21 protein-coding genes are annotated in these 25,466 nt (G+C 72.7%); 12 read left to right on the top strand and 9 right to left on the bottom strand.

What is annotated here, in order from left to right:
- The first annotated feature begins 6 nt into the window (after positions 1-6).
- The 3 genes from ACGFMM_RS12640 to ACGFMM_RS12630 all read left to right on the top strand — a co-directional run bounded on the left by ACGFMM_RS12640 (position 7) and on the right by ACGFMM_RS12630 (position 5,328).
- Positions 7-1,689, top strand: a complete 1,683-nt coding sequence (locus ACGFMM_RS12640; RefSeq protein WP_393645842.1) for a serine/threonine-protein kinase — start codon at positions 7-9, stop codon at positions 1,687-1,689.
- A 122-nt stretch (positions 1,690-1,811) separates the two neighbouring features.
- The gene (locus ACGFMM_RS12635) at positions 1,812-3,467 is read left to right on the top strand and encodes a succinic semialdehyde dehydrogenase (protein ID WP_393645841.1); all 1,656 of its coding nucleotides are present in this window, start codon (positions 1,812-1,814) and stop codon (positions 3,465-3,467) included.
- A 58-nt stretch (positions 3,468-3,525) separates the two neighbouring features.
- Positions 3,526-5,328, top strand: a complete 1,803-nt coding sequence (locus ACGFMM_RS12630; protein WP_393645839.1) for a GMC oxidoreductase — start codon at positions 3,526-3,528, stop codon at positions 5,326-5,328.
- An 89-nt stretch (positions 5,329-5,417) separates the two neighbouring features.
- On the opposite strand, the gene ACGFMM_RS12625 is transcribed toward ACGFMM_RS12630, so the two are convergent.
- Both ACGFMM_RS12625 and ACGFMM_RS12620 read right to left on the bottom strand, forming a co-directional pair.
- The gene (locus ACGFMM_RS12625) at positions 5,418-6,476 is read right to left on the bottom strand and encodes a hypothetical protein (protein WP_393645837.1); all 1,059 of its coding nucleotides are present in this window, start codon (positions 6,474-6,476) and stop codon (positions 5,418-5,420) included.
- A gap of 525 nt (positions 6,477-7,001) precedes the next feature.
- Entirely contained in the window at positions 7,002-7,313 is a 312-nt protein-coding gene (locus tag ACGFMM_RS12620; RefSeq protein WP_393645835.1) for a chorismate mutase, read from the bottom strand.
- A 319-nt stretch (positions 7,314-7,632) separates the two neighbouring features.
- On the opposite strand from ACGFMM_RS12620, the gene guaA reads away from it, so the two are divergent.
- From guaA to ACGFMM_RS12600, 4 genes are all read left to right on the top strand, one after another.
- Entirely contained in the window at positions 7,633-9,222 is a 1,590-nt protein-coding gene (guaA, locus tag ACGFMM_RS12615) for a glutamine-hydrolyzing GMP synthase (protein WP_393645833.1), read from the top strand.
- Between the two features lie 118 nt (positions 9,223-9,340).
- A complete protein-coding gene (locus tag ACGFMM_RS12610; protein WP_393645831.1) occupies positions 9,341-10,129 on the top strand; it encodes a class II aldolase/adducin family protein in 789 nt (262 codons plus the stop codon).
- 156 nt (positions 10,130-10,285) lie between these two features.
- Positions 10,286-11,515 (top strand): hypothetical protein, encoded by a 1,230-nt coding sequence (locus ACGFMM_RS12605; protein WP_393645830.1) that lies wholly within the window; start codon positions 10,286-10,288, stop codon positions 11,513-11,515.
- 147 nt (positions 11,516-11,662) lie between these two features.
- Positions 11,663-12,163 (top strand): DoxX family protein, encoded by a 501-nt coding sequence (locus ACGFMM_RS12600; RefSeq protein WP_393645828.1) that lies wholly within the window; start codon positions 11,663-11,665, stop codon positions 12,161-12,163.
- On the opposite strand, the gene ACGFMM_RS12595 is transcribed toward ACGFMM_RS12600, so the two are convergent.
- Together ACGFMM_RS12595 and ACGFMM_RS12590 are read right to left on the bottom strand one after the other, a co-directional pair.
- Entirely contained in the window at positions 12,115-12,333 is a 219-nt protein-coding gene (locus tag ACGFMM_RS12595; protein WP_393645826.1) for a hypothetical protein, read from the bottom strand. The genes ACGFMM_RS12600 and ACGFMM_RS12595 overlap by 49 nt on opposite strands.
- The gene (locus tag ACGFMM_RS12590) at positions 12,320-13,660 is read right to left on the bottom strand and encodes a PspC domain-containing protein (protein ID WP_393645825.1); all 1,341 of its coding nucleotides are present in this window, start codon (positions 13,658-13,660) and stop codon (positions 12,320-12,322) included. The genes ACGFMM_RS12595 and ACGFMM_RS12590 overlap by 14 nt, the downstream gene beginning before the upstream one ends.
- A 198-nt stretch (positions 13,661-13,858) precedes the next feature.
- Between ACGFMM_RS12590 and ACGFMM_RS12585 the strand changes: the two genes are divergently transcribed.
- Positions 13,859-15,154, top strand: a complete 1,296-nt coding sequence (locus tag ACGFMM_RS12585; RefSeq protein WP_393645823.1) for a PspC domain-containing protein — start codon at positions 13,859-13,861, stop codon at positions 15,152-15,154.
- Entirely contained in the window at positions 15,151-15,843 is a 693-nt protein-coding gene (locus ACGFMM_RS12580; RefSeq protein WP_393645821.1) for a LuxR C-terminal-related transcriptional regulator, read from the top strand. Before ACGFMM_RS12585 ends, ACGFMM_RS12580 begins: the two co-directional genes overlap by 4 nt.
- 13 nt (positions 15,844-15,856) lie before the next feature.
- On the opposite strand, the gene ACGFMM_RS12575 is transcribed toward ACGFMM_RS12580, so the two are convergent.
- The gene (locus ACGFMM_RS12575; RefSeq protein WP_393645819.1) at positions 15,857-16,258 is read right to left on the bottom strand and encodes a DUF3291 domain-containing protein; all 402 of its coding nucleotides are present in this window, start codon (positions 16,256-16,258) and stop codon (positions 15,857-15,859) included.
- Positions 16,259-16,385: 127 nt separating this feature from the next.
- Positions 16,386-17,456 (bottom strand): NlpC/P60 family protein, encoded by a 1,071-nt coding sequence (locus ACGFMM_RS12570; protein WP_393645818.1) that lies wholly within the window; start codon positions 17,454-17,456, stop codon positions 16,386-16,388.
- A 191-nt stretch (positions 17,457-17,647) separates the two neighbouring features.
- On the opposite strand from ACGFMM_RS12570, the gene ACGFMM_RS12565 reads away from it, so the two are divergent.
- Complete coding sequence (locus tag ACGFMM_RS12565; RefSeq protein ID WP_393645817.1) at positions 17,648-18,001, top strand: hypothetical protein; 354 nt, start codon at positions 17,648-17,650, stop codon at positions 17,999-18,001.
- A 141-nt stretch (positions 18,002-18,142) separates the two neighbouring features.
- Here ACGFMM_RS12565 and ACGFMM_RS12560 read toward each other — a convergent pair whose 3' ends face one another.
- Positions 18,143-19,318, bottom strand: a complete 1,176-nt coding sequence (locus ACGFMM_RS12560; protein ID WP_393645815.1) for an NlpC/P60 family protein — start codon at positions 19,316-19,318, stop codon at positions 18,143-18,145.
- Between the two features lie 227 nt (positions 19,319-19,545).
- On the opposite strand from ACGFMM_RS12560, the gene pcrA reads away from it, so the two are divergent.
- Complete coding sequence (gene pcrA, locus ACGFMM_RS12555; protein ID WP_393645814.1) at positions 19,546-22,017, top strand: DNA helicase PcrA; 2,472 nt, start codon at positions 19,546-19,548, stop codon at positions 22,015-22,017.
- A gap of 79 nt (positions 22,018-22,096) precedes the next feature.
- On the opposite strand, the gene ACGFMM_RS12550 is transcribed toward pcrA, so the two are convergent.
- Positions 22,097-23,689: a M23 family metallopeptidase gene (locus ACGFMM_RS12550; protein WP_393645812.1), complete on the bottom strand. Its 1,593-nt coding sequence runs from the start codon at positions 23,687-23,689 to the stop codon at positions 22,097-22,099.
- Positions 23,690-23,919: 230 nt separating this feature from the next.
- Positions 23,920-24,792, bottom strand: coding sequence for an esterase/lipase family protein (locus ACGFMM_RS12545; RefSeq protein WP_393645810.1), 873 nt, complete (start codon positions 24,790-24,792; stop codon positions 23,920-23,922).
- 247 nt (positions 24,793-25,039) lie between these two features.
- Between ACGFMM_RS12545 and ACGFMM_RS12540 the strand changes: the two genes are divergently transcribed.
- The gene (locus ACGFMM_RS12540) at positions 25,040-25,447 is read left to right on the top strand and encodes a cobalamin B12-binding domain-containing protein (protein ID WP_393645809.1); all 408 of its coding nucleotides are present in this window, start codon (positions 25,040-25,042) and stop codon (positions 25,445-25,447) included.
- Positions 25,448-25,466 lie beyond the last annotated feature (19 nt).

Raw genomic sequence — 25,466 nt, 5'->3', positions numbered from 1 at the left:
GGCGGCATGAACGACTTCGGGGGACGCATGAACGAGCCCACCAGCTACGGCCTTCAGCCGCCGAGGCCCATGGGGCAGCCGGTGCCGCCTCAGGCGGCGCCCGCCCAGCCCGCACCTGCGCAGCCCGCACCCGCCCAGCCCGCACCCGCCCAGCCCGCACCGCCTCAGGCCGAGCCGGGCGCAGGCCGGATCGTCGGCGGGCGGTACCGGCTGCTCGCCCGGCTCGGGCACGGCGGCATGGGCACGGTGTGGCGGGCCCGCGACGAGGTCGTCGACCGCGAGGTCGCCGTCAAGGAGCCGCGGGTGCCGGACCATCTGTCCGAGCAGGAGCGCGAGAACATCCATCTGCGGATGCAGCGCGAGGCCCGGGCGGCCGCCCGGATCGACCACCCGTCCGTGGTCACCGTGCACGACGTCGTCGTCGAGGACGCCCGGCCGTGGGTCGTGATGGAGCTGGTCCGGGGCCAGTCCCTGGCGGACCGGCTCCAGGAGGGCACCCTGGACGCGCGGGAGGCCGCGCGGATCGGTCTGGACGTGCTCGGCGCGCTGGCCGCCGCGCACGAGGCCGGCGTGCTGCACCGGGACGTGAAGCCGGACAACGTGCTGCTCGGCCGCGCCGACCGGGTGGTCCTCACCGATTTCGGCATCGCCACGATCGAGGGCGAGCAGCGCCTGACGGAGACGGGGGCGTTCATCGGCTCGCCGGAGTTCGTCGCGCCGGAGCGGCTGCTCGGGCAGCGTCCGGGGCCGGAGTCGGACCTGTGGTCGCTGGGCGTGGTGCTGTACGCGGCGGTGGAGGGCATGTCGCCGTTCCGGCGGACGAACACCCCGGCGACGCTGCAGGCGGTGCTCTCCGCCGAGCCGCAGGCCCCGGCGCGGGCCGCGGGCGCGTTCGGCGACCTCGTGATGCGGCTGCTGCGCAAGGACCCGGCGGCGCGGCCGGCGCCGGCGGAGATCCGCGCGGTCCTGGAGGCGGTGGCCCGCCCCGTACCGGTGTCCGTGCCCACGCAGACCCACGCCGTGCCCGCCCGGGCTCCCCGCAACCGCTGGCTCCCGCCGGTCCTCGCGGAGAGCCGCGGGGCCAGGTACGGGTTCCTCGGCGGCGTACTGGCGGTCGCCCTGGCGGCCACGCTCCTGGTCCTGGACCCGTTCGCGGGCGACGAGCTGCCGGCGGGCTGGCAGGTGCGCCCGGAGCGGGAGTTGCTGCGGGCCGAGGTGACCGTCCCGGAGGACTACAAGCGGCTCCAGGACGACCAGTACGGGGCCGTCTGGTACGCCGACCCCAGCGGTGTCTTCGAGATCGACTTCTGGCGCGCGGAGGCGAGTACCGAGGCCGGTACGGAGGATGTGGGGGCGGACGCCCAGGCGCGCAAGGCCAAGTACGAGAAGGGCGGCAAGAACGGCCTGGAGATGAAGGACGCCGAGGTCACCGTCAAGGGCGCGCAGCACCAGGGCCGGAAGGCGTCCGAGCTGGTCGTGGACTACACGCCGTACTCGTCGACGGACGACGACCCGGTCCGGTACCGGTACCACGAGCTGCTGATCCCGGGCGAGGGCAAGACGTACTGGCATCTGCGGGTGAAGACGCCCGCGGAGGGGAAGGCCGCGGCGGATGGTGCGGGGATCTATGCGGAGGTTGTGAAGGGACTGCGGATCGAGGATTTCTCGGCGGCCTCCAAGGGGCAGTGAACCCGCGCTAAGCCCCTGATCAGGGCTTATTTGCCAGTGATCGCTGGCGCGTTTTCGGGCGGGTGGCGAAAAGTGTTACCGACGGGTACCCAAAGTGCGGAACGGGGCCTACCCTCGCCCTCATGACGGACTCGCAGGCCCCCGCCGCCACCACCACCGAGGAGACCGAGGCCCCCGCCGCTCCGGTCTCCGTCGGCACCAACCCGATCGCCCCCGCCCCGGCCGGCGCCCGCACGGCCGCCGACGTCGTGACCCCGGACCTCGTGGCCCGGCTCACCAAGGGCGTCGTCGGGTCCGGCCGCACCGCCAACCACACCCCGTACACCGGGGAGAAGCTGGCGGACCTGCCCGAGTCCACCCCCGAGGACGTCGCCGAGGCCTTCGCCCGCGCCCGCGCCGCGCAGGCCGCCTGGGCGGCCACCCCGGTCCGCCGCCGCGCCGCCGTCCTGCTCCGCTTCCACGACCTGCTCCTGGACCGCCAGGCCGAGGTCCTCGACCTGATCCAGCTGGAGACCGGCAAGGCCCGGCTGCACGCCCACGAGGAGATCCAGGCGGTCGCCGTCGCCGCCCGGCACTACGGCCGCCGCGCCGCCGCGTACCTCAAGGCCAAGCGGCACACCGGCGTCGTCCCGACCCTCACCAAGGTCACCGAACTGCGCCAGCCGCGTGGCGTCGTCGGCCAGATCGCGCCCTGGAACTACCCGCTCGAGCTCTCCGTCGGCGACGCGCTGCCCGCCTTCGTCTCCGGCAACGCCGTCGTCATGAAGCCGGACACCGAGACCGCGCTGACCGCCCTGTGGGCCCGCGACCTGCTGATCGAGGCCGGCCTGCCCGCCGCCGTCTTCCAGGTCGTCCTCGGCGAGGGCCCGGTCGTCGGCCCGGCCGTCGTCGAGCACGCCGACTACGTCTCCTTCACCGGCTCCACCCGCACCGGCCGCGAGGTCGCCCAGGGCGCCGCGGCCCGCCTCGTCGGCGTCTCGCTGGAACTCGGCGGCAAGAACGCCATGCTGGTCCTGAACGACGCCGACGTGGAGAAGGCCGCCGCCGGCGCCGTCCGCGCCTGCTTCTCCTCCGCCGGCCAGCTCTGCATCTCCATCGAGCGGCTCTACGTCCACGAGTCGGTCGCCGACGAATTCGTCGCCCGGTTCGCCGCCCGCACCAAGGCGATGCGGCTCGGCAACTCCCTCGCGTACGGGGCCGACATGGGCTCCCTCGTCGGCACGCGCCAGATGGAGACCGTCACCCGGCACGTCGAGGAGGCGGTCGCGAAGGGCGCCACGCTCGTCGCCGGCGGCGTCGCCCGCCCGGACATCGGCCCGCTGTTCTTCGAGCCGACCATCCTCGACGGCGTCGACGCCCCGATGGCAGTGTGCTCCGAGGAGACCTTCGGCCCGGTCGTCTCGATCTACCGCTTCAAGGACGAGGACGAGGTCATCGAGCTGGCCAACGCCACCCCGTACGGCCTCAACTCCTCCGTCTGGACGAAGGACTCCAGGCGCGGCCACGCCGTCGCCGCCCGGCTGCGCACCGGCACCGTCAACATCAACGAGGGCTACGCGCCGGCCTACGGCAGCGTGCAGTCCCCGATGGGCGGCATGAAGGACTCCGGTCTCGGCCGCCGCCACGGCTCCGAGGGCATCCTCAAGTACACCGAGGCGCAGACCGTCGCCCAGCAGCGGCTGATGCCGCTCGCGCCGTCCTTCGGCATGGACGACGAGAAGTACGCCGCCTTCATGAGCGTGTCGCTGAAGGCCATGAAGGCCCTGCGCCTGCGCTGACGGCCCCGCGGCGACGACCGGCCGCCCGTTCCACCTGTCCCTTCGTTCGAGGAGAGCCATGACCGCGGTACCCCACGTCCAGAACCACGACGAGGACGGCTCGTACGACTACGACGTGATCGTCGTGGGCTCCGGCTTCGGCGGCTCCGTCACGGCCCTCCGGCTCACCGAGAAGGGCTACCGGGTCGGCGTCCTGGAGGCCGGCCGCCGCTTCGCCCGCACCGAACTGCCCAGGAACTCCTGGGACCTGAAGAACTTCCTGTGGGCCCCGGCGCTCGGCCTGTACGGCATCCAGCGCATCCACCTGCTCGGCAACGTGATGGTGCTGGCCGGCGCGGGCGTCGGCGGCGGCTCGCTGAACTACGCCAACACCCTCTACGAGCCGCTGGCCCCGTTCTTCGACGACCCGCAGTGGAAGCACATCACCGACTGGCGCGAGGAGCTGAAGCCGTACTACGACCAGGCCAAGCGCATGCTGGGCGTACGGCTCAACCCGACGATGACCCCCTCGGACGTCCATCTCAAGGCGACCGCGCAGGCCATGGGCATCGGCGACACCTTCCACATGGCGCCGGTGGGCGTGTTCTTCGGCGACGGCAAGGACGGCGCGGGCGACGCCAAGGCGAAGCCGGGCGGCGAGGTCGCCGACCCGTTCTTCGGCGGCGCGGGGCCGTCCCGGAAGGCCTGCACCGAGTGCGGCGAGTGCATGACCGGCTGCCGGCACGGCGCGAAGAACACCCTCAACGAGAACTACCTCTACCTCGCGGAGAAGGCGGGCGCGGTCGTCCACCCGATGACCTCGGTCGTCGCGGTCACCGAGGACTCGCGCGGCGGCTACGCGGTCAAGACCCTGCCCACCGACGACCGCAAGAAGGGCAAGGGCCGCACCTTCACCGCGCCGAAGGTCGTGATCGCCGCCGGCACGTACGGCACGCAGACGCTGCTGCACCGCATGAAGGACACCGGTCTGCTGCCCCGGATCTCCGGCCGGCTCGGCGAGCTGACCCGCACCAACTCCGAGGGCCTCGTCGGCTCGCAGACCAGCGACCGCCGCTACCGCAAGAAGCACGGCCAGAAGGCCGACTTCACCCGCGGCGTCGCGATCACCTCCTCGATCCACCCGGACGACAACACCCACATCGAGCCGGTCCGCTACGGCAAGGGCTCCAACTCGATGGGCGCGCTGACGATCCTCCAGGTGCCGTACGGGGCGCACCGGGTGCGTCGCTGGCTCCTGGAGATGGTCAAGCACCCGACGCTCGCGGTGCGCGCGATGTCCAACCGGCGCTGGTCGGAGCGGACCATCATCGGCCTGGTCATGCAGTCCCTGGACAACTCGCTGACCACGTACCGCAAGCCCGGCGGCATCGGAAAGGGCCTGCTCACCGCCCGCCAGGGCCACGGCGCGCCGAACCCGACGCAGATCGAGGCGGCCACGCAGGCGGCGAGCCTGCTCGCCGACGAGATCAACGGCTTCGCCGGCTCCAACGTCGGCGAGCTGATGGGCACCCCGCTGACCGCGCACTTCCTCGGCGGCTGCCCGATCGGCGGGGACGCCGAGTCCGGCGTCATCGACCCGTACCACCGGCTGTACGGCCACCCGGGCATCTCGGTCGTGGACGGCGCGGCGGTCTCCGCCAACCTGGGCGTGAACCCGTCGCTGACGATCACGGCGCAGGCGGAGCGGGCGATGTCGTTCTGGCCGAACAAGGGCGAGGAGGACCCGCGCCCGGCGCAGACGGAGACGTACGTCCGGCTGTCCCCGGTCGAGCCGAAGGCCCCGGCCGTGCCGGCGGACGCGTTCGGCGCGCTGAAGCTGCCGTTCCTGGGCATGCCGTCGGTCCCGAAGAAGAAGTCCTGACCCTTCGAGCACGCGACTGAGAACGCAAGAAAGGCGCTGCGCCCCCCTCCGAGCGCAGCGCCTTTCTGTCTGTGGGGGCTTCTCAGCCCTTACGCGGCGGCACCGCCGCTGCTGCGCCGACGCAGCGCGAACACGACACCCGCACCGGCGAGCACGGTCACACCGCCGGCGATCCCGATCACGGGGAGCACGTCGGAGGAGCCGGTCTCGGCGAGCGTGCCGGTCAGCTGCGGGGAGGTGTCGTTCTCGGGCTCGGTGTCCGGAACCGGGACCTTGCCGCCTTCCTGCGGCTTGGTGCCCTCGGTGTCCGTGCCCGACTTCACGATCTGGAACTTGTAGGCGACCTGGCCCTCGCCCACGCAGTCGTTCTCGCCGACGTAGAGGCCCGCGCCCAGGGTGAAGCCGGCGCCGACGGGGGCGCTCGCCTTCACGTTCAGGCGCATCGGGATCTCGACCTCGTAACCGGCCTCGATCTCGTCGGACTGGCCGACGTAACCGACGGAGTCGCCGTCGAGGTCGAGGGTCTCCCAGCCGTCGTCGTTCTTGACCTGGAGCTCGACCTGCTTGGTCTTGAAGAGCTTCTCGCCCATCGCGTCGGCGGCGGCGCCGGCGAAGAAGTGCACCTCGCGGACGCTCTTCTCGGAGGCGTTGTAGACGTTGAGGCTGAAGGTGTGCCAGCCGCTGCCCGCGGCGATCTTGCCGGGCAGGCCGTCGACGTTCAGCTCGATGTCGCTGTTCTCGCAGACCGGAACCTCGGGGAACTCTTCGTCCTCGTCGGGCTTCGGGTCGGTCTCGTCCTTGTTCTCGCCCTCGCCGGAGGCGGGCTTGTCGTCCTTCTCGCCCTCCGGCGTGCCGCCGGGCTGCTGGCCGTTCTTGCCGGCGTCGGCGTCGGCGTCCGCGTCCGTGCCGGCGTCGGGCGTGGCGGGGGACTTGTCGTCCGCCGGGGCGTCGGCGGGCTGGTCCGGAGTGGTGTCCGCGGCGTCGTCGCCCGGCGTCGCCGGGTCGTCGTTCGGCTGCGTGGGCGTGTCGGATGCGGTGTTCGTGGTGCCGCCATCCGTCGCGTACGCGGCGGGGGCCGCCAGAAGGGCGGCGGGCGCGATCACGGCCGTCGCGGCGGCGACGGCAAGGGCGCGGCGAAGCTGCTTCATCAGTTCCTCGGAGCAGTCCGGGCGTGCCGTGGGATCACGGCACGAAGTTCGGGGTCTACCCGCGTGGCGGCGGCGGGCGGGACCGTTGGTTCCGCATGCATGACCTGTGACCCGGGGGATTGGTTGTACGCGAAAGCCCCGGTCGGCGTGTGACGCGTGTCACTCGTGCGGACCGGGGCCTCGCGGGGCGCCGGGGGGAGGGCGGCGCGGGGGACCTGTGGAGGGAACATCTGGGGGACGGGAGGAAGGGGCGGATGCGGTCGGCTCCGGGCGTCCCCGGAGCCGACCGTCCTTTCTGGTGACCGGGCTGCTGTCCCCTGCGGTCCGGTCACGAGCACCGGGGCGCGGTCCCACGACGCACCTGCAGTGCGTCACGCGCCCCAGCGAAGCCACGCGTGGATGAAGCGGGCCCGCCCCTGGCTGGCACGGACACCGGGACCAACGAAGCCGCCGCGGGGCCGGTCACGCGCCGTACGGGTGAGAGCGGATCCGTACGCCCGTTCCCGGGGCCCTCCGCGGGTGCGGTCAGATGCGGCCCCGGCACAGCTCCAGCATCGTCATCGCGAGCGCGGTGCCCGGCTTGCCCAGCGCGTCGCGGTAGTGGCCGAGGACCTCCATCTCGCGGGCCAGGTTCACCCGGCGGCCGCCGGAGGAGATCCGGGCCTCCTGGATGACGGCCGAGACGGCCATCCGTTCCTGGATCAGGCCGATGATCCGGTCGTCGAGCGCGTCGATCCGCTCGCGGGCGTCCCCGATCAGCGTCGCCGCCTCGTCGGTGCGGGCGCCGGTCTTCTCGACGGGGGTCTGCGTCTGGGGCGTCTGCGTCTGCGTGGTCATGGTGCGGGGCTCCTCGTGGTGTCGGGTGCTGCCCCGGGGCGGCGAGGTCCGGTGAAACGCAGAGCGCCCCGGGCCTTGTCGGCCCGGGGCGCCTGGGAAGTCGCTTGTCAGTTGCTCAAGCAGCACGACCATGGCAGCCGGTGGGCCGGTTGCCATAGGTAAAGACGAAGGTCGTGAGCGTGCGCATGGGGGACAGTATGGCCCCTTCCGTCCGGCCCCGGGCAAGCCGGTTCGGATGGTGAGACGAAAGGGGACCCGTGGCGCGCCGGTAGAATCGACAAATAGAGAACCCTCCCACTCCCGCCGGAAGGCCGCCGTAGTGTCATCAGCGTCCCCCGCTGCCGCGCCCGTCTCCAACCCGGACGTAGTCCTCGTTGTCGATTTCGGCGCCCAGTACGCCCAGCTCATCGCCCGTCGCGTCCGTGAGGCGCGGGTCTACAGCGAGATCGTCCCGTCCACCATGCCGGTGGCCGAGATGCTGGCCAAGAACCCCAGGGCGATCATCCTCTCCGGCGGCCCCTCGTCCGTGTACGCGGAAGGCGCCCCGCGGCTCGACCGCGAGCTCTTCGAGGCCGGCGTCCCGGTCTTCGGCATGTGCTACGGCTTCCAGCTGATGGCGACGACCCTCGGCGGCACCGTCGACAACACCGGCGCCCGCGAGTACGGCCGGACCCCGCTGCACGTCTCCAAGGCCGGCTCCACCCTCTTCGAGGGCACCCCGGTCGAGCAGTCGGTGTGGATGTCGCACGGCGACGCCTGCTCCGCCGCCCCCGAGGGCTTCGCCGTCACCGCGTCCACCGACGTGGTCCCGGTCGCCGCCTTCGAGAACGACGAGAAGAAGCTGTACGGCGTCCAGTACCACCCCGAGGTGCTGCACTCCACGCACGGCCAGCAGATCCTGGAGCACTTCCTCTACCGCGGCGCCGGCATCGAGCCGAACTGGACCACCGGCAACGTCATCGACGAGCAGGTCGCGGCGATCCGCGCCCAGGTCGGCGACAAGCGCGCCATCTGCGGTCTGTCCGGCGGCGTCGACTCCGCCGTGGCCGCCGCGCTGGTGCAGAAGGCCATCGGCTCGCAGCTCACCTGCGTGTACGTCGACCACGGTCTGATGCGCAAGGGCGAGACCGAGCAGGTCGAGAAGGACTTCGTGGCCGCCACCGGCGTCCAGCTGAAGGTCGTCGACGCGCAGGAGCGGTTCCTCACCGCGCTGGCCGGCGTCTCCGACCCGGAGACCAAGCGCAAGATCATCGGCCGCGAGTTCATCCGCGTGTTCGAGCAGGCGCAGCTGGAGATCCTCCAGGAGGAGGGCCCCGAGGTCGCGTTCCTCGTGCAGGGCACGCTCTACCCGGACATCGTCGAGTCCGGCGGCGGCACCGGCACGGCCAACATCAAGTCCCACCACAACGTGGGCGGCCTCCCCGACGACATCGAGTTCCAGCTCGTCGAGCCGCTGCGCCAGCTGTTCAAGGACGAGGTCCGCATGGTGGGCCAGGAGCTCGGCCTGCCCGAGGAGATCGTCCAGCGCCAGCCGTTCCCCGGCCCCGGCCTCGGCATCCGCATCGTCGGCGAGGTCACCAAGGAGCGCCTGGACCTGCTGCGCGACGCCGACGCCATCGCCCGCGAGGAGCTGACGGCGGCCGGTCTCGACCGCGAGATCTGGCAGTGCCCGGTCGTGCTGCTCGCCGACGTCCGCTCCGTGGGCGTCCAGGGCGACGGCCGCACCTACGGCCACCCGATCGTGCTCCGTCCGGTGTCCTCCGAGGACGCCATGACGGCGGACTGGTCGCGCCTGCCGTACGAGGTGCTGGCCCGCATCTCGACCCGGATCACCAACGAGGTCGCCGACGTCAACCGCGTCGTCCTCGACGTGACCAGCAAGCCGCCGGGCACCATCGAGTGGGAGTAGTCCCCACCCGGTCCACGTGTCGGAGCCGCCGTCCCCTGGTGAAGGGGCCGGCGGCTCCGCCGCTTTCGGCGTGCGATCTCTCTGGCCAGTTCCAGCGCCCGGCGTTACCTTCCCGCCCATGAGCGAGACACCGGCCCCCATACCCGCGGATCGGCTCCACTTCGCGACGCCCCCCGTCCATGCGACCGCCGAGGAGGAGCGGACGTACCGAAAGCAGCGGCTCGCGGGCGCGCTCCGGCTCTTCGGCAGCCTCGGGTACGAGGACGGGGTCTCCGGACACCTCACGGCCCGGGACCCCGAGTACGACGACTGCTACTGGGTGAACCCGTTCGGCGAGCCCTTCGCCGGCATCCGGGCGAGCGACCTGCTCCTCGTCGACGGGGACGGCCGGGTCCGCCAGGGCGGGCAGCGGGTCAACCAGGCTGCGTTCTGGGTGCACGCCGCCGTGCACCGCGCCCGGCCCGAGGTCGTCGCCGTCGCGCACACCCACACGACGCACGGCCGGGCCCTCGCCGCGCTAGGCGAGCTGATCGAGCCGATCACCCAGGAGTCCTGCGCCTTCTACCGCGACCACGCACTCTTCGACGCGTTCACCGGCGCCGCCGTCGACGAGGACGAGGGGCCGGCGATCGCCGCGGCCCTCGGCCCGTACAAGGCGATCGTGCTGCGCAACCACGGGCTGCTCACCGTCGGGGACTCCGTCGACGCGGCGGCCTGGTGGTTCATCGCGATGGAACGGGCCTGCGAGATCCAGCTCGCCGCGCGGGCCGGGGGCAAGCCGGTGCCGATCGGGCACAAGGACGCGCTCGCCTCCCGGGCGCAGCTCGGCAGCGATCTGGTGGCGTGGTTCAGCTATCAGCCGCTGTGGCGTCGGATCAGCCGTGCGGAGCCCGAACTGCTGTCGTAGACAGGTCGGATAAAAGCGGCTCCTCCGTCAATCCGATCACGTGCGGAATCACTCTCAGGAGGGGCGTGCGGGGCACCGGAAGCACTCCTTCCGTGCGGCACAATTCCCTGTACTCATGCGGTAGTTGACCGCACGGACGAGCAGGGAGCGTGCGCCGTGGCGGTGCAGGAGGCGGAGCAGTGCGCGGACCGTGCGGCGTGCGCGCACGGCGGACGGGAGGCCCACCGGCGCGCCGTCGCCGCCTTCCTGGCCCACCGGGACGAGCTCGCCGGCGGTCACGGCGTGCCCGCCGCGCTCGCCCACTCGCCGGTCGCCTCCCGGCAGTGGGTCTCCGACGCGCTCGCCCAGTCCGCGCACACCGTCGAGGTGCGCGGCCGGGCCGCCGGCGAGGAGTGGACCGGCCGGGTGTGGCGCGGCAGCCTCGCCGCCGTCGGCGGCGGACTGGTCGCGCTCCTGCTCGCCCTGGCGTTCACCGCGATCGGCCCCGGCTGGACCGCCGCCCGCACCTGCGCCCTGCTCGCCGCCGTCCTCACCGCCGCGGCGCTGCTCGCCGCGGCCCGCGCCCACCGTGCCCGCGGCGGGCTGCTCGCCGCGCTGGTCGGCGACGACAACCGGCTCTCCACCTCCCGCGCGGTCGCCGCGGCCTGGCTGCTGTTCACCGGGTACGCGGTGCTGCTCCTCTCGCTTGGCCGGGTGGCCGGGGCGGGGCCGGTGGACCTGGGGCTCGCCCGCGGCGCGGGCCTGCTCACCGGGTTCGCCCTCGGCTCGGTGACCGCGGTCGCGGTGCGCCGGCTGGTGCTGGTACGGGTCCTGGGGCGGCGGCTGCAGAAGGTCCGCGCCGACCGGCCGCGCGCCGCGGACCTGTTGTGCGACGACGGCGGCCGGGCCTGCCTCACGGACGTGCAGTACGTGCTGGTCTCCACGGCCGCCCTGGTGTTCGCCGCGGCCGAACTGGCCGCCGCGCCCGACCGGCTGCCCGCGCTGCCGTGGTCGCTGTCCGTCCTGGTGGCCGTGTCGACCGCCGCGTACCTCGCCGGCAAGGGCGCGGAGGGCGGCCGGCCGGTGATCCTCTCGGTGGTGCGGGCCCGCGAGGCGGGCGACCTGGACGCGCCGATCCGGGTGGGGGACGACATCGAGATCCGCGGCGCCGGCTTCGTACCGCCCGGGGCGGCCGGACCCGAGGCGCTGACCCGGCTGGTCGTGCGCATCGGCCCGGTCCACGCGCACGTCCCGCTGGTGCCGGTGACCGGCGGCTTCGCCAACCCGACCGACTCGGTGCTGACCGTCCCGCTGCCGGCGGACGTGGAGCCGGGCCGGGTGGAGGTCTCGGTCGTCACGGCCGCGGGCGTCGAGACGGAGCGGGTCGCGATCGACGTCGCGGACTGAGCGGTCGACAGCGCGCCCCGGCCGGAGGACTGTGGAACCCGGAATGGGTGACGGTTGAACCGTTCGGGTGTCCCGTACGTATATCCGGAGAGGCGTCCGGGGACGGATGGGGAGCGCGGAGAGCTGCGCGGGAGAGGCGGGCCGGCGATGACACACACGTACCACGGAGGTCTTCAGGGGCGCGGCGACTGGAGGGATACCGCCTCGCGATACGCGCTGCTGCCGCTGCGGATCTTCCTCGGCGTCACCTTCGTCTACGCGGGGCTCGACAAACTCACCGACACCGCCTTCCTCTCCGACACCGGCTCCGGCTCGATCGGCGAGATGATGCGCGGCGTCCGCGACGGCGCGGCGATCCCCGCCCTGGTCGACCTGGCCCTGAAGAGCCCGACCGGCTTCGGCTACGCGATCGCGTTCGGCGAGCTCGCCGTCGGCCTCGGCACCCTGGCCGGACTGTTCGCGCGGATCGCCGCGCTCGGCGGGGCGCTGATCTCGCTGAGCCTGTGGCTGACGGTCAGCTGGCAGACCCAGCCGTACTACTACGGCAACGACCTCGTGTACCTCATGGCCTGGCTGCCGCTGCTGCTCGCCGGGGCGCCCTACTGGTCGCTCGACGATCTGCGCGCACCGCGCCGCCGGACGCCGTAGGCCGCCCAGGCCGCGAGCCCGGCCAGCGTCATCCCGCCGAAGGTCAGCGGCAGCGCCGCGTACCAGGGCGTGCTCCACGTCCCCGCGGCGTCGCCGCCGTACAGCGTGGCGACGCCGAGCGCGGTCACGCCCGCGAGCAGCCGGCCGGGGCGGAACTCATGACGCAGCACGGTCGACCTCCAGCTGTCCGATCCCCAGGTCCACCCGGAGCTCCAGGGTGCCGCCCGGCTGCACGCCGGCCGGCGGTGTCAGCGTATGGCGGGCGGTGTCGCCGCCGCGGACGTCGATGTCGTCGGGCCCGTCGCCCGGCAGCTGCACGTCGGCGAGGCCGGTCTCGGCGACCAGGTCGACCGTGACGTTCCGCGGCACGATCACCTTCAGCTTGCCCGCGCCCACGTCGGCCGAGGTGCGCAGCGTCGTCCCGGCGGGGACGGCGAGCCGGGACAGGTCCAGGGTGCCGATGCCGGAGCCCAGTTCGTACGCGGGCTGCACGGCGGCGACGGAGGCGGGCTGCCAGGTGGTGCGGACCCAGTGCGTGCCGATGTCGGCGGGGAGCGCGGCGGCCGCGGCGAGCAGACAGGCGGCGACGACGGTGACGAACACGGTGCCGAAGCCCGTACGGCCCAGGAAGCTGCTGACGACCATGCCGACGCCCAGGACGGCGACGGCGCAGACCAGGCCGATCTGGACGCTGGCGCCGAGCGGCTGCGTGTCCCAGGACAGACCGGTGCCGAGGCCGCCGGCGATCAGGGCGAGCAGGAAGAACAGCCCGCCGATCGACCGGGGTCCGCGGGCGGCCGGCCGCGCGGAGGCCTGTACGCCCCAGGGCGTACGGGGCTCCGGCGGCGCCGCGTCCTGCGGGTCCGTCCCCGCCGGGCCCCACAGATAGCCCGTCGGCACCGGCCCGGTGGAGCCGTCCTTGACGATGGGGTCCCGCCACCACGACGGCGCGTCCGCGAGCGGCGGGGCCTTGGTCTCCGGCGGCGCGGCCTGCGCGACGGCCTGCGCCGCCGCCGCGTCCCGGCCGTGCGCGGCCGGCTCGCCGGCGGCGACCTGGCGGCGGCGCTGCGACCAGACGGCCGCGCCGCTCACCGCGATCGACAGCATCATCGCGAAGGCGAGCGTGCCGCCGTTGCGGCTCATCACCAGGAACAGGCCGCTGCCGATCAGCGCCATCATGACCGCGCTCAGCGAGGCCCCGTCGACCCGGCCGGAGAGCAGCCGGCGGGCCTCGTTCTCGTCCTCGCCGTCCAGCGGCAGGGCCAGCCAGGCGAAGCCGTAGAAGATCAGCCCGATGCCGCCGGCGGCGGACAGCACGCCGACGGCGATCCGGAAGATCACCGGGTCCATGTCGAAGTACCGTCCGAGGCCGCCGCAGACTCCCGCCACGACCTTCTGCCGCCGGGTCCGGCGCAGCGGCGGCACGCCGGCCGGCACGGCGTCGCCCGGCGGGGCGGAGGAGGGCGGCGCCTCGTCGGGGGACTTCGCACGCGTCATGGGTCCATGGTGCGGGCCGCCGCGGCCCGGCGGCACCGGGATCGACCCTGGACCGTCCCTGATTTTGCGCCGCGACGAACGCCCTCCGTGTAGTCCCGCGGTACGGCTGTGGGTAGGCCCGCGGTACGGCCCGGGATCCGGGCGGTCTCAGGGCCGACCCTGATGTCCGGAGGGTCCGAGGCGTGTGACGATCGGTGCATGCCCGTTTCCGCCCGCACGGCCGATCGCCCGAGCGACCGGCTCACCGACGCCGAAGAACCGCCGCCGCGCAAGCTCTACCGGAGCGCCGAGGGGCGGATGCTCGGCGGTGTCGCGCGTGGTCTCGCCGGACACCTCGGGCTGCCCGTCATCTGGGTGCGGTTCGTGTTCCTGGCGCTGTTCTTCGCCGACGGGCTCGGCTCCCTGCTGTACGCGGTGTTCTGGATCGTCGTCCCGCTGGGCGTCGGCGGCCGGGCCCCCGAGCCGCGGTCGGTGTTCGAGACCACGCCGGACGGCCGGAGACGCCTGCGCAAGCCCGACAAGGGGCAGGTCTTCGCGCTGATCGCGCTGGCGATCGGGGCCGCCGTCTTCGTCGGCAACGTCGATCTCGGCGGCCGCGCCAACCGGTACATCTGGCCGACCCTGCTCATCGGCCTCGGTCTGATCCTGGTCTGGCGGCAGGCGGACAACGCCCGCCGCGCGAGCTGGACCGCCACCGGCGGCCGCCGGCGCACCCTGCAGCTCGCCCGCGCCCTGGCCGGCGTGGCCCTGGTCGGTCTGGGCCTGACCGCCTTCGTCGTCGGACGGGCCTCCGCCGCCCAGCTCGGCACCGCCGTCACCGCCGCGATCGCGGTCCTCGCCGGGATAGCGCTGCTCGCCGGCCCCTGGCTGATACGGATGACGCAGGACCTCTCCGAGGAGCGGACCATGCGCATCCGCGCGCAGGAGCGGGCCGAGGTCGCCGCGCATGTCCACGACTCCGTGCTGCACACGCTCACCCTGATCCAGCGCAACGCGGACGACCCGGGCGAGGTGCGCCGGCTGGCCCGCGCGCAGGAGCGCGAGCTGCGGAACTGGCTGTACAAGCCGCAGGGCACCGGCAAGGAGGACGACGAGACCCCCGAGACGCTCGCCGAGGCGGTGAAGAAGGCCGCGGCCGAGGTGGAGGACAAGCACGGCGTGCCGCTGGAGGTCGTGGTGGTCGGCGACTGCCCGCTGGACGAGAAACTCGCCGCACAGATGCAGGCCGCGCGCGAGGCCATGGTGAACGCCGCGAAGTACGGTGGCGAGGGTGGGGCCGTCCAGGTCTACGCCGAGGTCGAGGGCCGCACGGTGTTCGTCTCGGTACGGGACCGGGGGCCGGGCTTCGACCCCGAGGCGGTGCCCGCCGACCGGATGGGCGTACGAGAATCGATCATCGGCCGGATGCAGCGCAACGGCGGTACGGCCCGGGTGCGGTCGGCGCCGGGCGAGGGCACCGAAGTGGAACTCGAGATGGAGAGGGCGGACGGATGACCGAGGAGAGCACCGGGGGCACGGACGCGCGTCGCGTACGGGTCGTGCTCGTCGACGACCACCGGATGTTCCGTGCCGGCGTGCAGGCCGAGATCGGCCGCACCGAGGAGACGGGTGTCGAGGTGGTCGGCGAGGCCGCCGACGTCGACCAGGCCGTCACCGTGATCACCGCGACCCGTCCCGAGGTCGTGCTTCTGGACGTGCACCTGCCCGGCGGCGGCGGGGTGGAGGTGCTGCGGCGCTGCGCGAGCCTGATGACGACGGCCGAGTCTCCGGTGCGCTTCCTGGCGCTGTCGGTCTCGGATGCCGCCGAGGACGTGATCGGCGTGATCCGCGGCGGGGCGCGCGGCTATGTCACCAAGACGATCACCGGCGCGGACCTGGTCGATTCGATCTTCCGGGTGCAGGAGGGCGACGCGGTGTTCTCGCCGCGCCTGGCCGGCTTCGTCCTGGACGCCTTCGCGTCCACGGACGCGCCGCCGGTGGACGAGGACCTGGACCGGCTGACCCAGCGGGAGCGCGAGGTGCTGCGGCTGATCGCCCGCGGTTATGCGTACAAGGAGATCGCCAAGCAGCTGTTCATCTCGGTGAAGACCGTCGAGTCGCATGTCTCGGCGGTGCTGCGCAAGCTGCAGCTCTCGAACCGGCACGAGCTGACCCGCTGGGCGACGGCCCGCCGTCTGGTCTGACGGCGGGGCCGGTTCACTTCGAGGTCTGCGCCGCGTCGAGGCGGCGGCGGGCGTCGTCCCAGCCGATCGGCAGCTGCTCGACCGGGACCTCCCAGAAGGTGAAGGTCGAGTCGCGCATGGTGGAGCGCAGCCCGCTCATGATGCTCCGGTGCGGTTCGGCGCGGGCGTAGGCGTAGAGGGCGTCGCGGTCCTCCCAGGCGGAGAGCGTGAGGAAGGTGCGGGCCAGCGGCCGGGCGACCAGGGAGGCCCCGAGGGCGCCCGGCGCGCTGCGGACCTGGCGCCAGGCGGCCAGGGACTTGAGCAGGAAGCGCGGCACGTCCTTCAGCGAGCGCACCTCGAAGCGGGAGGCCATGACGTACGCGTGCGTGGTGCCGGGGCGGGGCGGGTTCGGGGTGGTCCAGGGGAGGGTGGGCATGGCGTACCTTCTCCGTCGCATGATTGGCGAGTGGCACTATCCATAGTAGTGAGTGCCACTATCCATAACAATCCCCGTTCCCCGTTGTCTGTTCCCCGTTGCCCCGTTCCGTCGGCCCTCCGCGGGCTCAGCTCACGCGGGTCGCCCCCGCGAACGGCATCTCGTCGAGCGGCGCGATCCGCACCGGAGCGCCCGGCCGCGGCGCGTGGATCATCTTGCCGCCGCCGATGTACAGCCCCACATGGCTGATCCCGGAGTAGAAGAACACCAGGTCGCCCGGGGCGAGTTGGGAGCGGGAGACCCGCTGCCCGGCGTTGATCTGGCTGTACGTGGTGCGCGGCAGCGAGACGCCCGCGGAGCGCCAGGCGGCCTGGGTGAGGCCGGAGCAGTCGTACGCGTTCGGGCCCGTCGCGCCCCAGACGTACGGCTTGCCGAGCGCCCCGTACGCGAAGGCCACCGCCTGCCCGGCCCGCGCGTTCGGGGCCTGCACCGGGCCGCGCGGCTGGAAACGGTCGGCCCGGTCGCCCGCGGGGGTCCCCGCGTCCGCGCCGGTGCGGCCGGCGACCTGGGCCTCGTACGCCCGGCGCTGCTCGGCGGTGAGCCGGTCAAGCAGGGACCGGGCGGCGGCGAGCTTCGTCCGGACGGTGCTCTTGTGGCGGCCCAGCGCGGCCTCGTGGCCCTTCAGGTCGGCGAGCCTGCCGGTCGACTCCGCGCGCAGCCGGCCGATCTCGGTGAGCTCCCGCTGCACCGACGCGACGGCGACGGCCTGCCGCTGTCCGACGTGCTCGGCCAGCGCGGCCCGCTCCAGGTACTGGTCCGGGTTCGAGCTGAGCGCCAGCTGCACCGCAGGGTCGAGCCCGCCGGAGCGGTACTGCGCCGCCGCCGCCGAACCGAGCGCCGTACGGGCGCTGTTGAGCCGGGCGGTCCGGCGGGCGGCCTCGTCGCGCAGCCCGTCGAGCGCGCTGCGGGCCTGGTCGGCCTTCTCCTTCGCGCCGTTGTACCGCTCCGTGGCCTCCTCGGCCTCCTGGTAGAGCCGGTCGACGTCGGCCTTGACCGTGGCGGGCGTCGGCCGGGGCGCGGCGTGCGCGGCGCCGTCCAGGGCGGTCGCGGTCGCCGCGCCGGCCAGGGCCAGCGTGGCGGCGGTGCGGGCGGCGGGGCCGCCGAGGGGGCGCTGCTTGGGCTTGCGGTGTGCTGCCACGAGGGCGGGTCACATCCTTTCCCTGCGGGGGAGTTCGCTTGCTCGGCTCCCGGCTGCGAAGGACGCTAAACCTGGCGGACACGGGGGAGCGGCGAGTTGACCGCAATTGGCGTCGGATGTCGGACCGGGACCGAACGCTTTCTCTCCGGGTGCCCTCGGGCCGCCGCAAATGCCCGGATAGGCTCCGGGGCATGGACGTACTCATCAACGTGTTCGTGGCTCTGCACATCATCGGCATCGCCTCCCTGCTGGGCGGTTTCCTCACCCAGATGAAGGCGATGGGCGCGGGCACGGCGCGCTTCGTCCCCGCCATGCTGCACGGCGCCCTGACCATGCTGGTCACCGGCGTGATCCTGGTCGGCCTGAACCAGGCCGACGACCAGACGGTCAACAACGTCAAGATCATCGTCAAGCTGGCCCTGCTGGTGGTGATCCTCGGCCTGGTCTACGTCAAGCGCGACGAGGAGTCGGTGGGCAAGGGCCCGTTCGCCGCCGTGGGCGCGCTCACGACGGCGAACATCTTCATCGCGACGGTGTGGACCTGAGTCTGCCGGGGGTTGCCCCCGGGGGAATGCGGCATCGCGACGGTGTGGACCTGAGTCTGCCGGGGGTCCGGGGGTTGCCCCCGGGGGAATGCGGCATCGCGACGGTGTGGACCTGATTCCGCCGGAGATGACCGCCCGGTCTCAGGCCGGGCGGACGCTGCCGTAGATCGGCATGTAGTAGATGGACTCCTCGCGGACGAACGCGCCCGGCTTCGGGGCGTGGATCATCTTGCCGCCGCCGATGTAGATGCCGACGTGGCTGATGTCGTCGTAGAAGAAGACCAGGTCGCCGGGGAGCAGGTTCTCCGTCGCCACGCGGCTGCCGACCTTCACCTGGTCCCAGGTGGTGCGCGGCAGGTCCACGCCCGCGGCCTTCCAGGCCGCCTGCGTCAGACCGGAGCAGTCGTACGAGCTGGGGCCGGTGGCGCCCCACACGTACGGCTTGCCGATCTGGGACCGGGCGAAGGCCAGCGCCTTCTCCGCCTTCGCCGCGTACGTGCCGCCGCCGCTCGCCGGGGGATCCGGCGTCGGGGTCGGCGTGGGAGTCGGCGTCGTCGGCTGCTGGGCCTCCCGCTCCCGGGCCGCCTCCTCCTGCCGCCGGCGCTCCGCCTCGGCGGCCTCCTTGCGGGCCTGCTCCTCCGCCTTGCGGCGGGCCTCGGCCGCGCGCTTGCGCTCCAGCTCCGCGAGCCGGGCCTTCTCCTCGGCGGTCAGCCGGGACAGCAGGTCCCGGGCCTCGGCCAGTTTGTCCTGGACCGCCTTCTTGCTGGTGCGCAGGGCCTTCTGGGACTCGGTGAGCGACTGCAGGCTCTTCGTCGCCTCGGCCCGCTGCTTCGCCGCCGCGGCGCGCTCGGACTCGTACTCGGTGACGACGTTGCGCTGCCGCGCGGTCATCCGGTCCATCAGCTGGCTCTGGTCGAAGTACGACTGCGGGCTGTCCGCGAAGATCAGCGCCGCGGTGGGGCTGACCGCGCCGGTCCGGTACTGCGCAGCCGCGAACGTGCCGAGCGACCGCCGGGTCTCGTTGATGTCCTCCGCGCGCTTGGCGGCCTCGTCGAGCATCGTCTGGACCTTGCGGCGCTGCGTGTCCGTCGACTCCTTGGAGCGGTTGTACTCCTGCGTCGCCGTGCCCGCCTGCCGGTAGAGGTCGTCGACCTTCTTCTGCACCTCCTCCACCGTCGGCTTCGGCGGCGCGGGGGCCGCGCCGGCGCTCTGCCCGGACAGCAGGGTGACTCCGGCGAGCGCAGCTGTCGTGACGCCGACGGCCGGAGAGGTCGGACGGGTGCTGCGCGGCTTGCGGTGGGATGCCAAGGCCGGCATCTCCTTCCCGTGGGGGAACGGAGGAGCCCCGGTGGAGAAAGCCGGGGCGCGGTCTGCTGGGCGAGCACGCTAGCCAACCGTCGGTGCCCCTGGGAAGGTTGACGGGCGATATGTCCGATACATTTTCGTGACCTGATACGGAGTTTCACGCTCCGTATGTCGCTCGTGACCCCGTGGTCCGGAACGCGGGGCGAGCTGTCGGTGCGGCGGCCTAGACTCGTTAAGCGATGAGCAGCCTCTTTGACGACAGCTTCCTGGCGAGCCTCCAGAACCACTCCTCGGAGGAGCCCCCGCCCCCGCCCGAGGACCACGAGCACGCCGCCCCGGCCGGCGAGGAGGTCCCGCACGACCTCTTCGGCGACCGCTTCGACGCGCCCGGAGGCGACCGGGACGCCTACTACCGCAACGGCGCCCACCGGCCCGTCGTGGACGCCGCCGCGCTCCTGGACGGGCTGAACGAGCAGCAGGGCGCCGCCGTCGTGCACACCGGCTCCCCGCTGCTCATCGTCGCGGGCGCCGGCTCCGGCAAGACGCGGGTGCTCACCCACCGCATCGCGCACCTGCTCGCCACGCGGAACGTGCACCCCGGCCAGATACTGGCGATCACGTTCACCAACAAGGCCGCGGGCGAGATGAAGGAGCGCGTCGAGCAGCTCGTCGGCCCGCGCGCCCACGCGATGTGGGTCATGACCTTCCACAGCGCGTGCGTGCGCATCCTGCGCCGCGAGAGCAAGAAGCTCGGCTTCACGTCCTCGTTCTCGATCTACGACGCCGCCGACTCCAAGCGCCTGATGGCGCTGGTCTGCCGCGATCTGGACCTGGACCCGAAGAAGTTCCCGCCGAAGTCCTTCAGCGCCAAGATCTCCAACCTCAAGAACGAGCTGATCGACGAGGAGACCTTCGCCGACCAGGCTGCCGACGGGTTCGAGAAGACGCTCGCCGAGGCCTACCGGATGTACCAGGCGCGGCTGCGCGAGGCCAACGCGCTGGACTTCGACGACATCATCATGACGACGGTCCACCTGCTCCAGGCGTTCCCGGACGTCGCCGAGCACTACCGCCGCCGCTTCCGCCACGTACTCGTCGACGAGTACCAGGACACCAACCACGCCCAGTACACGCTGGTGCGCGAGCTGGTCGGCGAGGGCTACGAGGACCTGGCCCCGGCCGAGCTGTGCGTGGTGGGCGACGCCGACCAGTCCATCTACGCCTTCCGCGGCGCGACCATCCGCAACATCCTCCGGTTCGAGGAGGACTACCCGGACGCGACGACGATCCTCCTGGAGCAGAACTACCGCTCCACCCAGACGATCCTGTCCGCCGCGAACGCGGTCATCGAGCGCAACGAGTCCCGCCGCCCCAAGAACCTGTGGACCAACGCCGGCGCGGGCGCCCAGATCACCGGCTACGTGGCCGACACCGAGCACGACGAGGCGCAGTTCGTCGCCGACGAGATCGACCGGCTCACCGACGCCGGCGACGCGAAGGCGGGCGACGTCGCGGTCTTCTACCGCACCAACGCCCAGTCCCGTGTCTTCGAGGAGATCTTCATCCGCGTCGGCCTGCCCTACAAGGTCGTCGGCGGCGTGCGCTTCTACGAGCGCAAGGAGGTCCGGGACATCCTGGCCTACCTGCGGGTCCTCGCCAACCCCGAGGACAACGTGCCGCTGCGCCGGATCCTCAACGTGCCCAAGCGCGGCATCGGCGAGCGCGCCGAGGCGATGATCGACGCCCTCGCGCTGCGCGAGAAGATCACCTTCCCGCAGGCGCTGCAGCGGGTCGACGAGGCGTACGGCATGGCCGCGCGCTCGGCCAACGCGGTCAAGCGGTTCAACACGCTCATGGAGGAGCTGCGGACCGTCGCCGACTCCGGCGCGGGCCCCGCGGTGGTCCTGGAGGCCGTCCTGGAGCGCACCGGCTACCTCGCCGAGCTGCAGGCCTCCACCGACCCGCAGGACGAGACCCGGATCGAGAACCTTCAGGAACTCGCCGCCGTGGCCCTGGAGTTCGAGCAGGAGCGGGCGGAGCCCGGCGGTCCGGAGGGCGAGGGCGCCGGCACGCTCGCGGAGTTCCTGGAAAAGGTCGCGCTGGTCGCCGACTCCGACCAGATCCCCGACGAGGACGAGGAGGGGTCCGGCGTCATCACGCTGATGACGCTGCACACCGCCAAGGGCCTGGAGTTCCCGGTGGTCTTCCTCACCGGCATGGAGGACGGCGTGTTCCCGCACATGCGCGCCCTCGGCCAGACCAAGGAGCTGGAGGAGGAGCGCCGGCTCGCGTACGTGGGCATCACGCGCGCCCGAGAGCGGCTGTACCTGACCCGGTCGGCCATGCGCAGCGCCTGGGGCCAGCCCTCGTACAACCCGGCCTCCCGGTTCCTGGAGGAGATCCCGGCGACGTACCTGGAGTGGAAGCGGAGCGGCCCGATGTCCAGGCCCGCCGGCCCGACCGCCGGGATCGCGTCCGCGCTCTCCTCGTCCCGGGCCCGCTCCGGCCCGTCGGGCTTCGCCACCAGCCGGACGACGGACAGGTCGGCTCCCTCCCTCCAGGTCGGCGACCGGGTGACGCACGACCAGTTCGGCCTCGGCACGGTCACGGCCGTGACGGGCGGGGGCTCGGACGCGCGGGCGACGATCGACTTCGGCGACGAGCGGCCGAAGGTGCTGCTGCTGCGGTACGCGCCGGTGGAGAAGCTGTAGCGGCTTGCCCGTACGGGTACGGAAAGGGCCCCGGCCGCGAGGCGGCCGGGGCCCTTTCCCGTGTTCCGGTGCCCGGGGGTCAGCCCACCGGGTTGAGTCCGTGGCTCATCAGCCAGGCGAGCGGGTCGATGGTGGAGCCGCCGCCCGGCCGGACCTCGAAGTGCAGGTGCGGGCCGGTGGAGTTGCCCGAGTTGCCCGAGTACGCGATCACGTCGCCGGCCTTGACCTTGCCGGAGCGGATCTTGGTGGAGCTGAGGTGGCAGTACCAGGTCTCCGTGCCGTCCTTGGCGGTCACGATGGCCATGTTGCCGTAGGCGCTGTTCCACTGGGTGCGGACGGTGCCGTCCGTCGCGGCCATCACGGGCGTGCCGTACTGCACCGGGAAGTCGATGCCGGTGTGCATCGACATCCAGTTGACGCCGGACTGGCCGTAGCGCGCGCTGAGCTGGTGCAGCTTCACCGGCAGCATGAACTTGGGACGCAGCGCCTCCTTGCGGGCCGCCTCCTCCTCGCGCTTCTTCTTCTCCGCGTCCTGGCGCGCCTTCAGGTCGAGGCGCTCCTGGGTGCGGCTGGCGCGGTCGCCGAAGTCGCGGGCGTCGGCGCTGAGCGCGGCGAGCTGCGTGTCGAGTTGGCTGTTCGCGGCGACCTGCTTCACCGAGGACGGGTCGGCGGCGGCGAGCGCCGTGGTGTCGTCCGGCTTCTCGGCGCTGTCGGTGAGCCCGCTGACCGAGGCGGCGGCGATGCCGGCCACGCCCATGACGCAGGCGGAGGGCACGGCGACGGTGAGGAGCGCGGAGCGCTTGGCCGGGGTGCGGCGCCGGCCGCGGCTGCCGCCGGCGCGGCGCACGGGGCGGCCCTCGCTGCGGGCTTCCGGGAGTTCGACGCGGAGCGCGACCATGGTCTCGGCGGAGTGGAGGTTCTCGGCGTCGTCGGCGTCCGCCTCGGGGGCGTACGGGGCGTCGGCCTGGTAGGAGCCGTCGTGGCCGTAGGCGGTGTCCTGGCCGTAGGCCTCGTCGTGGCTGTACGCGGCGTCCTGGCCGTAGCCGGCGTCCTGGCCGTAGCCGGTGTCCTGGCCGTAGGCGGCGTCCTGCTGCCCGTACGCGCCGTCCTGGCCGTAGTCGAGGACCTCGAACTGCGCGGTCGGCTCGGCCGGGACCTCGGGCTGTACGGCCTCGGGCGCGGCGTCGTAGGCGGCGGTGTACGCGTAGCCGTAGTCGGGGGCCGTGTCGTGCTCGGGCGTGTACTGCTCCGGGACGACCGCCTCGGCGTGCGCCGCGGTCTCGGGCGTGGCGTAGTTCCAGGCGGTGGCGTCGTACGCGCCGGTGTCGTAATGGGTCGCCCCGGTCCACTGGCCGGTGGTGTCGTACGAGGCGTACTGCGTGGCGTCCCACTGGCCGGTCTGCTGCTGTGCGGCCTGGGCCTGGTTCCAGGCGGAGGCGTCCCACTGGCCGGTGGTGTCGTAGTGCTGCGCGCTCTGCTGCTGTCCGACGTAGGCGTCGTAGGCGGAGGCGTCCCACTGCTGTCCCGCGGCGGTCCACTGCGTGCTGTCGTACTGGCCGCTCTGCCCGGCGTCGTAGCCGGGAAGGGCGCCGAACAGCGGGTCGGTGGCGAAGCTGCCGGTCATCTGGGCGTCGTCTCCGACGTACCCGGCGTGGGGGTGCTGGTCGTTCACCAACTTCTCTCTCGCCTCGGCAGCAGGACCAGTCCGGGACGGGTGACCGCTGGGTGTCCCGGGGGTAAGCAGTGGCGCGACTGTACCCGGCGGTACGCGGGGCCGACAATCTTCGGCAGGTTTTACTAACGGGGGAAACGGGCAATCGGCCGCGTTTTGGCGCTGAGCGGGCAGAGGCTTGGCCTTGTGTTCGAGGAACGTTCGAAGAACAGTCGCCCAGTGACGGCTCGTCAGGCGACGGAGACCGCGCTGTCGCGGGGCCCCTCCTCCTCGGTCGTGACGGTCAGGCCGTCGGAGGCCAGCGCCTGCCGGATGCCGGCGGCGACGGTCGGATGGACCGGGAGCGCGAGATGGCCGACACCACTCACCCGGACGTTGTGCACCTGGAGGTCGGGGTGGTCCAGCCGGGCGGTCTCCACCGGGACCATGATCCGGTCCAGCTCGCTCCAGAAGCTGACGAACCGGGTGCGGCAGCCCGGGGCGGCGCCGGCGAGCTCGGCGAGGACGGCGGAGCCGGGCCGCATCTGGCGGATGAGCGGGTGCGCGTCGCCCAGCGGGGCGACGACCGCGGTGCCGGAGTGCGGGGTGCCGAGGGTGACGAGGGTGCGCACCCGGGCGTCGCCGCCGAGCCGCTGGACGTAGTAGCGGGCGATGAGGCCGCCGAGGCTGTGCCCGACCACGTCCACCTGGTCGTGGCCGGTGCGGGCGCGGATCGCCTCGATGTGCCGGCCGAGGAGCTCGGCGGCGGTCCGGAGGTCGCAGGTCAGCGGGGAGTAGTTGAGCGCCGCGACGTGCCGCCAGCCGTGGCGGGCGAGGGAGCGGCGGAGCAGGACGAAGACGGAACGGTTGTCCACGAAGCCGTGCAGCAGGACGACGGGCCGGCGGGGCGTGCCGAGGGTGGCGGCGGTGGCGTCGGGGTCGGGGCCGGTGTCGGAGGGCTGGGCCTCGCGCTCGGGGACGAGCCCGGAGGGGTAGAGGAGCAGATGCCCGGTGAGGATGGCCAGCTCGAGCGCCCCGGCTTTGAGCACGGGAGACAGCCGGGTGAGCCGCTCGAGGCCGAGCTGGCTGAAGTGGCCGATCTGCCGGATTTCCGTGAACTCCATCGCCGACACCTCCCGACCGGGGCGCGGGGGAGCGGCCGGGGGCGCGTGCACGGCACGCGTCCCCGATGCGGCTCCCTTGCGACCGACCCGGGCGCGATGCGCGGGGTGCGGCGCAGAGCGAACAATGTCCCAGGTGTGATTTCCCCCTCGCCGCCCACCGCGAAACAGCCTGGTGCGGGATGCTGGCGGATAACGTTCGTTCACCTCCCCGGCCCGTCGGGCGCGGGGGTCGCATGTGGAGGCAGTGATGGGTGTGACCGGTCCGATCCGCGTCGTGGTCGCCAAGCCGGGTCTCGACGGCCACGATCGCGGCGCCAAGGTCATCGCGCGGGCGCTGCGCGACGCCGGTATGGAGGTCATCTACACCGGTCTGCACCAGACGCCGGAGCAGATCGTCGACACGGCGATCCAGGAGGACGCCGACGCGATCGGCCTGTCGATCCTGTCGGGCGCGCACAACACGCTCTTCGTGAAGGTCCTGGAGCTCCTGAAGGAGCGCGACGCGGAGGACATCAAGGTCTTCGGCGGCGGCATCATCCCCGACGCGGACATCCCGCCGCTGAAGGACAAGGGCGTCGCGGAGATCTTCACGCCGGGCGCGACCACGGCGTCCATCGTCGACTGGGTCAACGCGAACGTCCGCGTCGCCGCGTAAGCACGGGCCGACGCGTAAG

The organism is Streptomyces sp. NPDC048604, assembly GCF_043199435.1.
GTDB lineage: Bacteria > Actinomycetota > Actinomycetes > Streptomycetales > Streptomycetaceae > Streptomyces.
The sequence above is the reverse complement of the archived record's forward strand: the minus strand, read 5'-3'. Positions and strand labels throughout refer to the sequence as shown.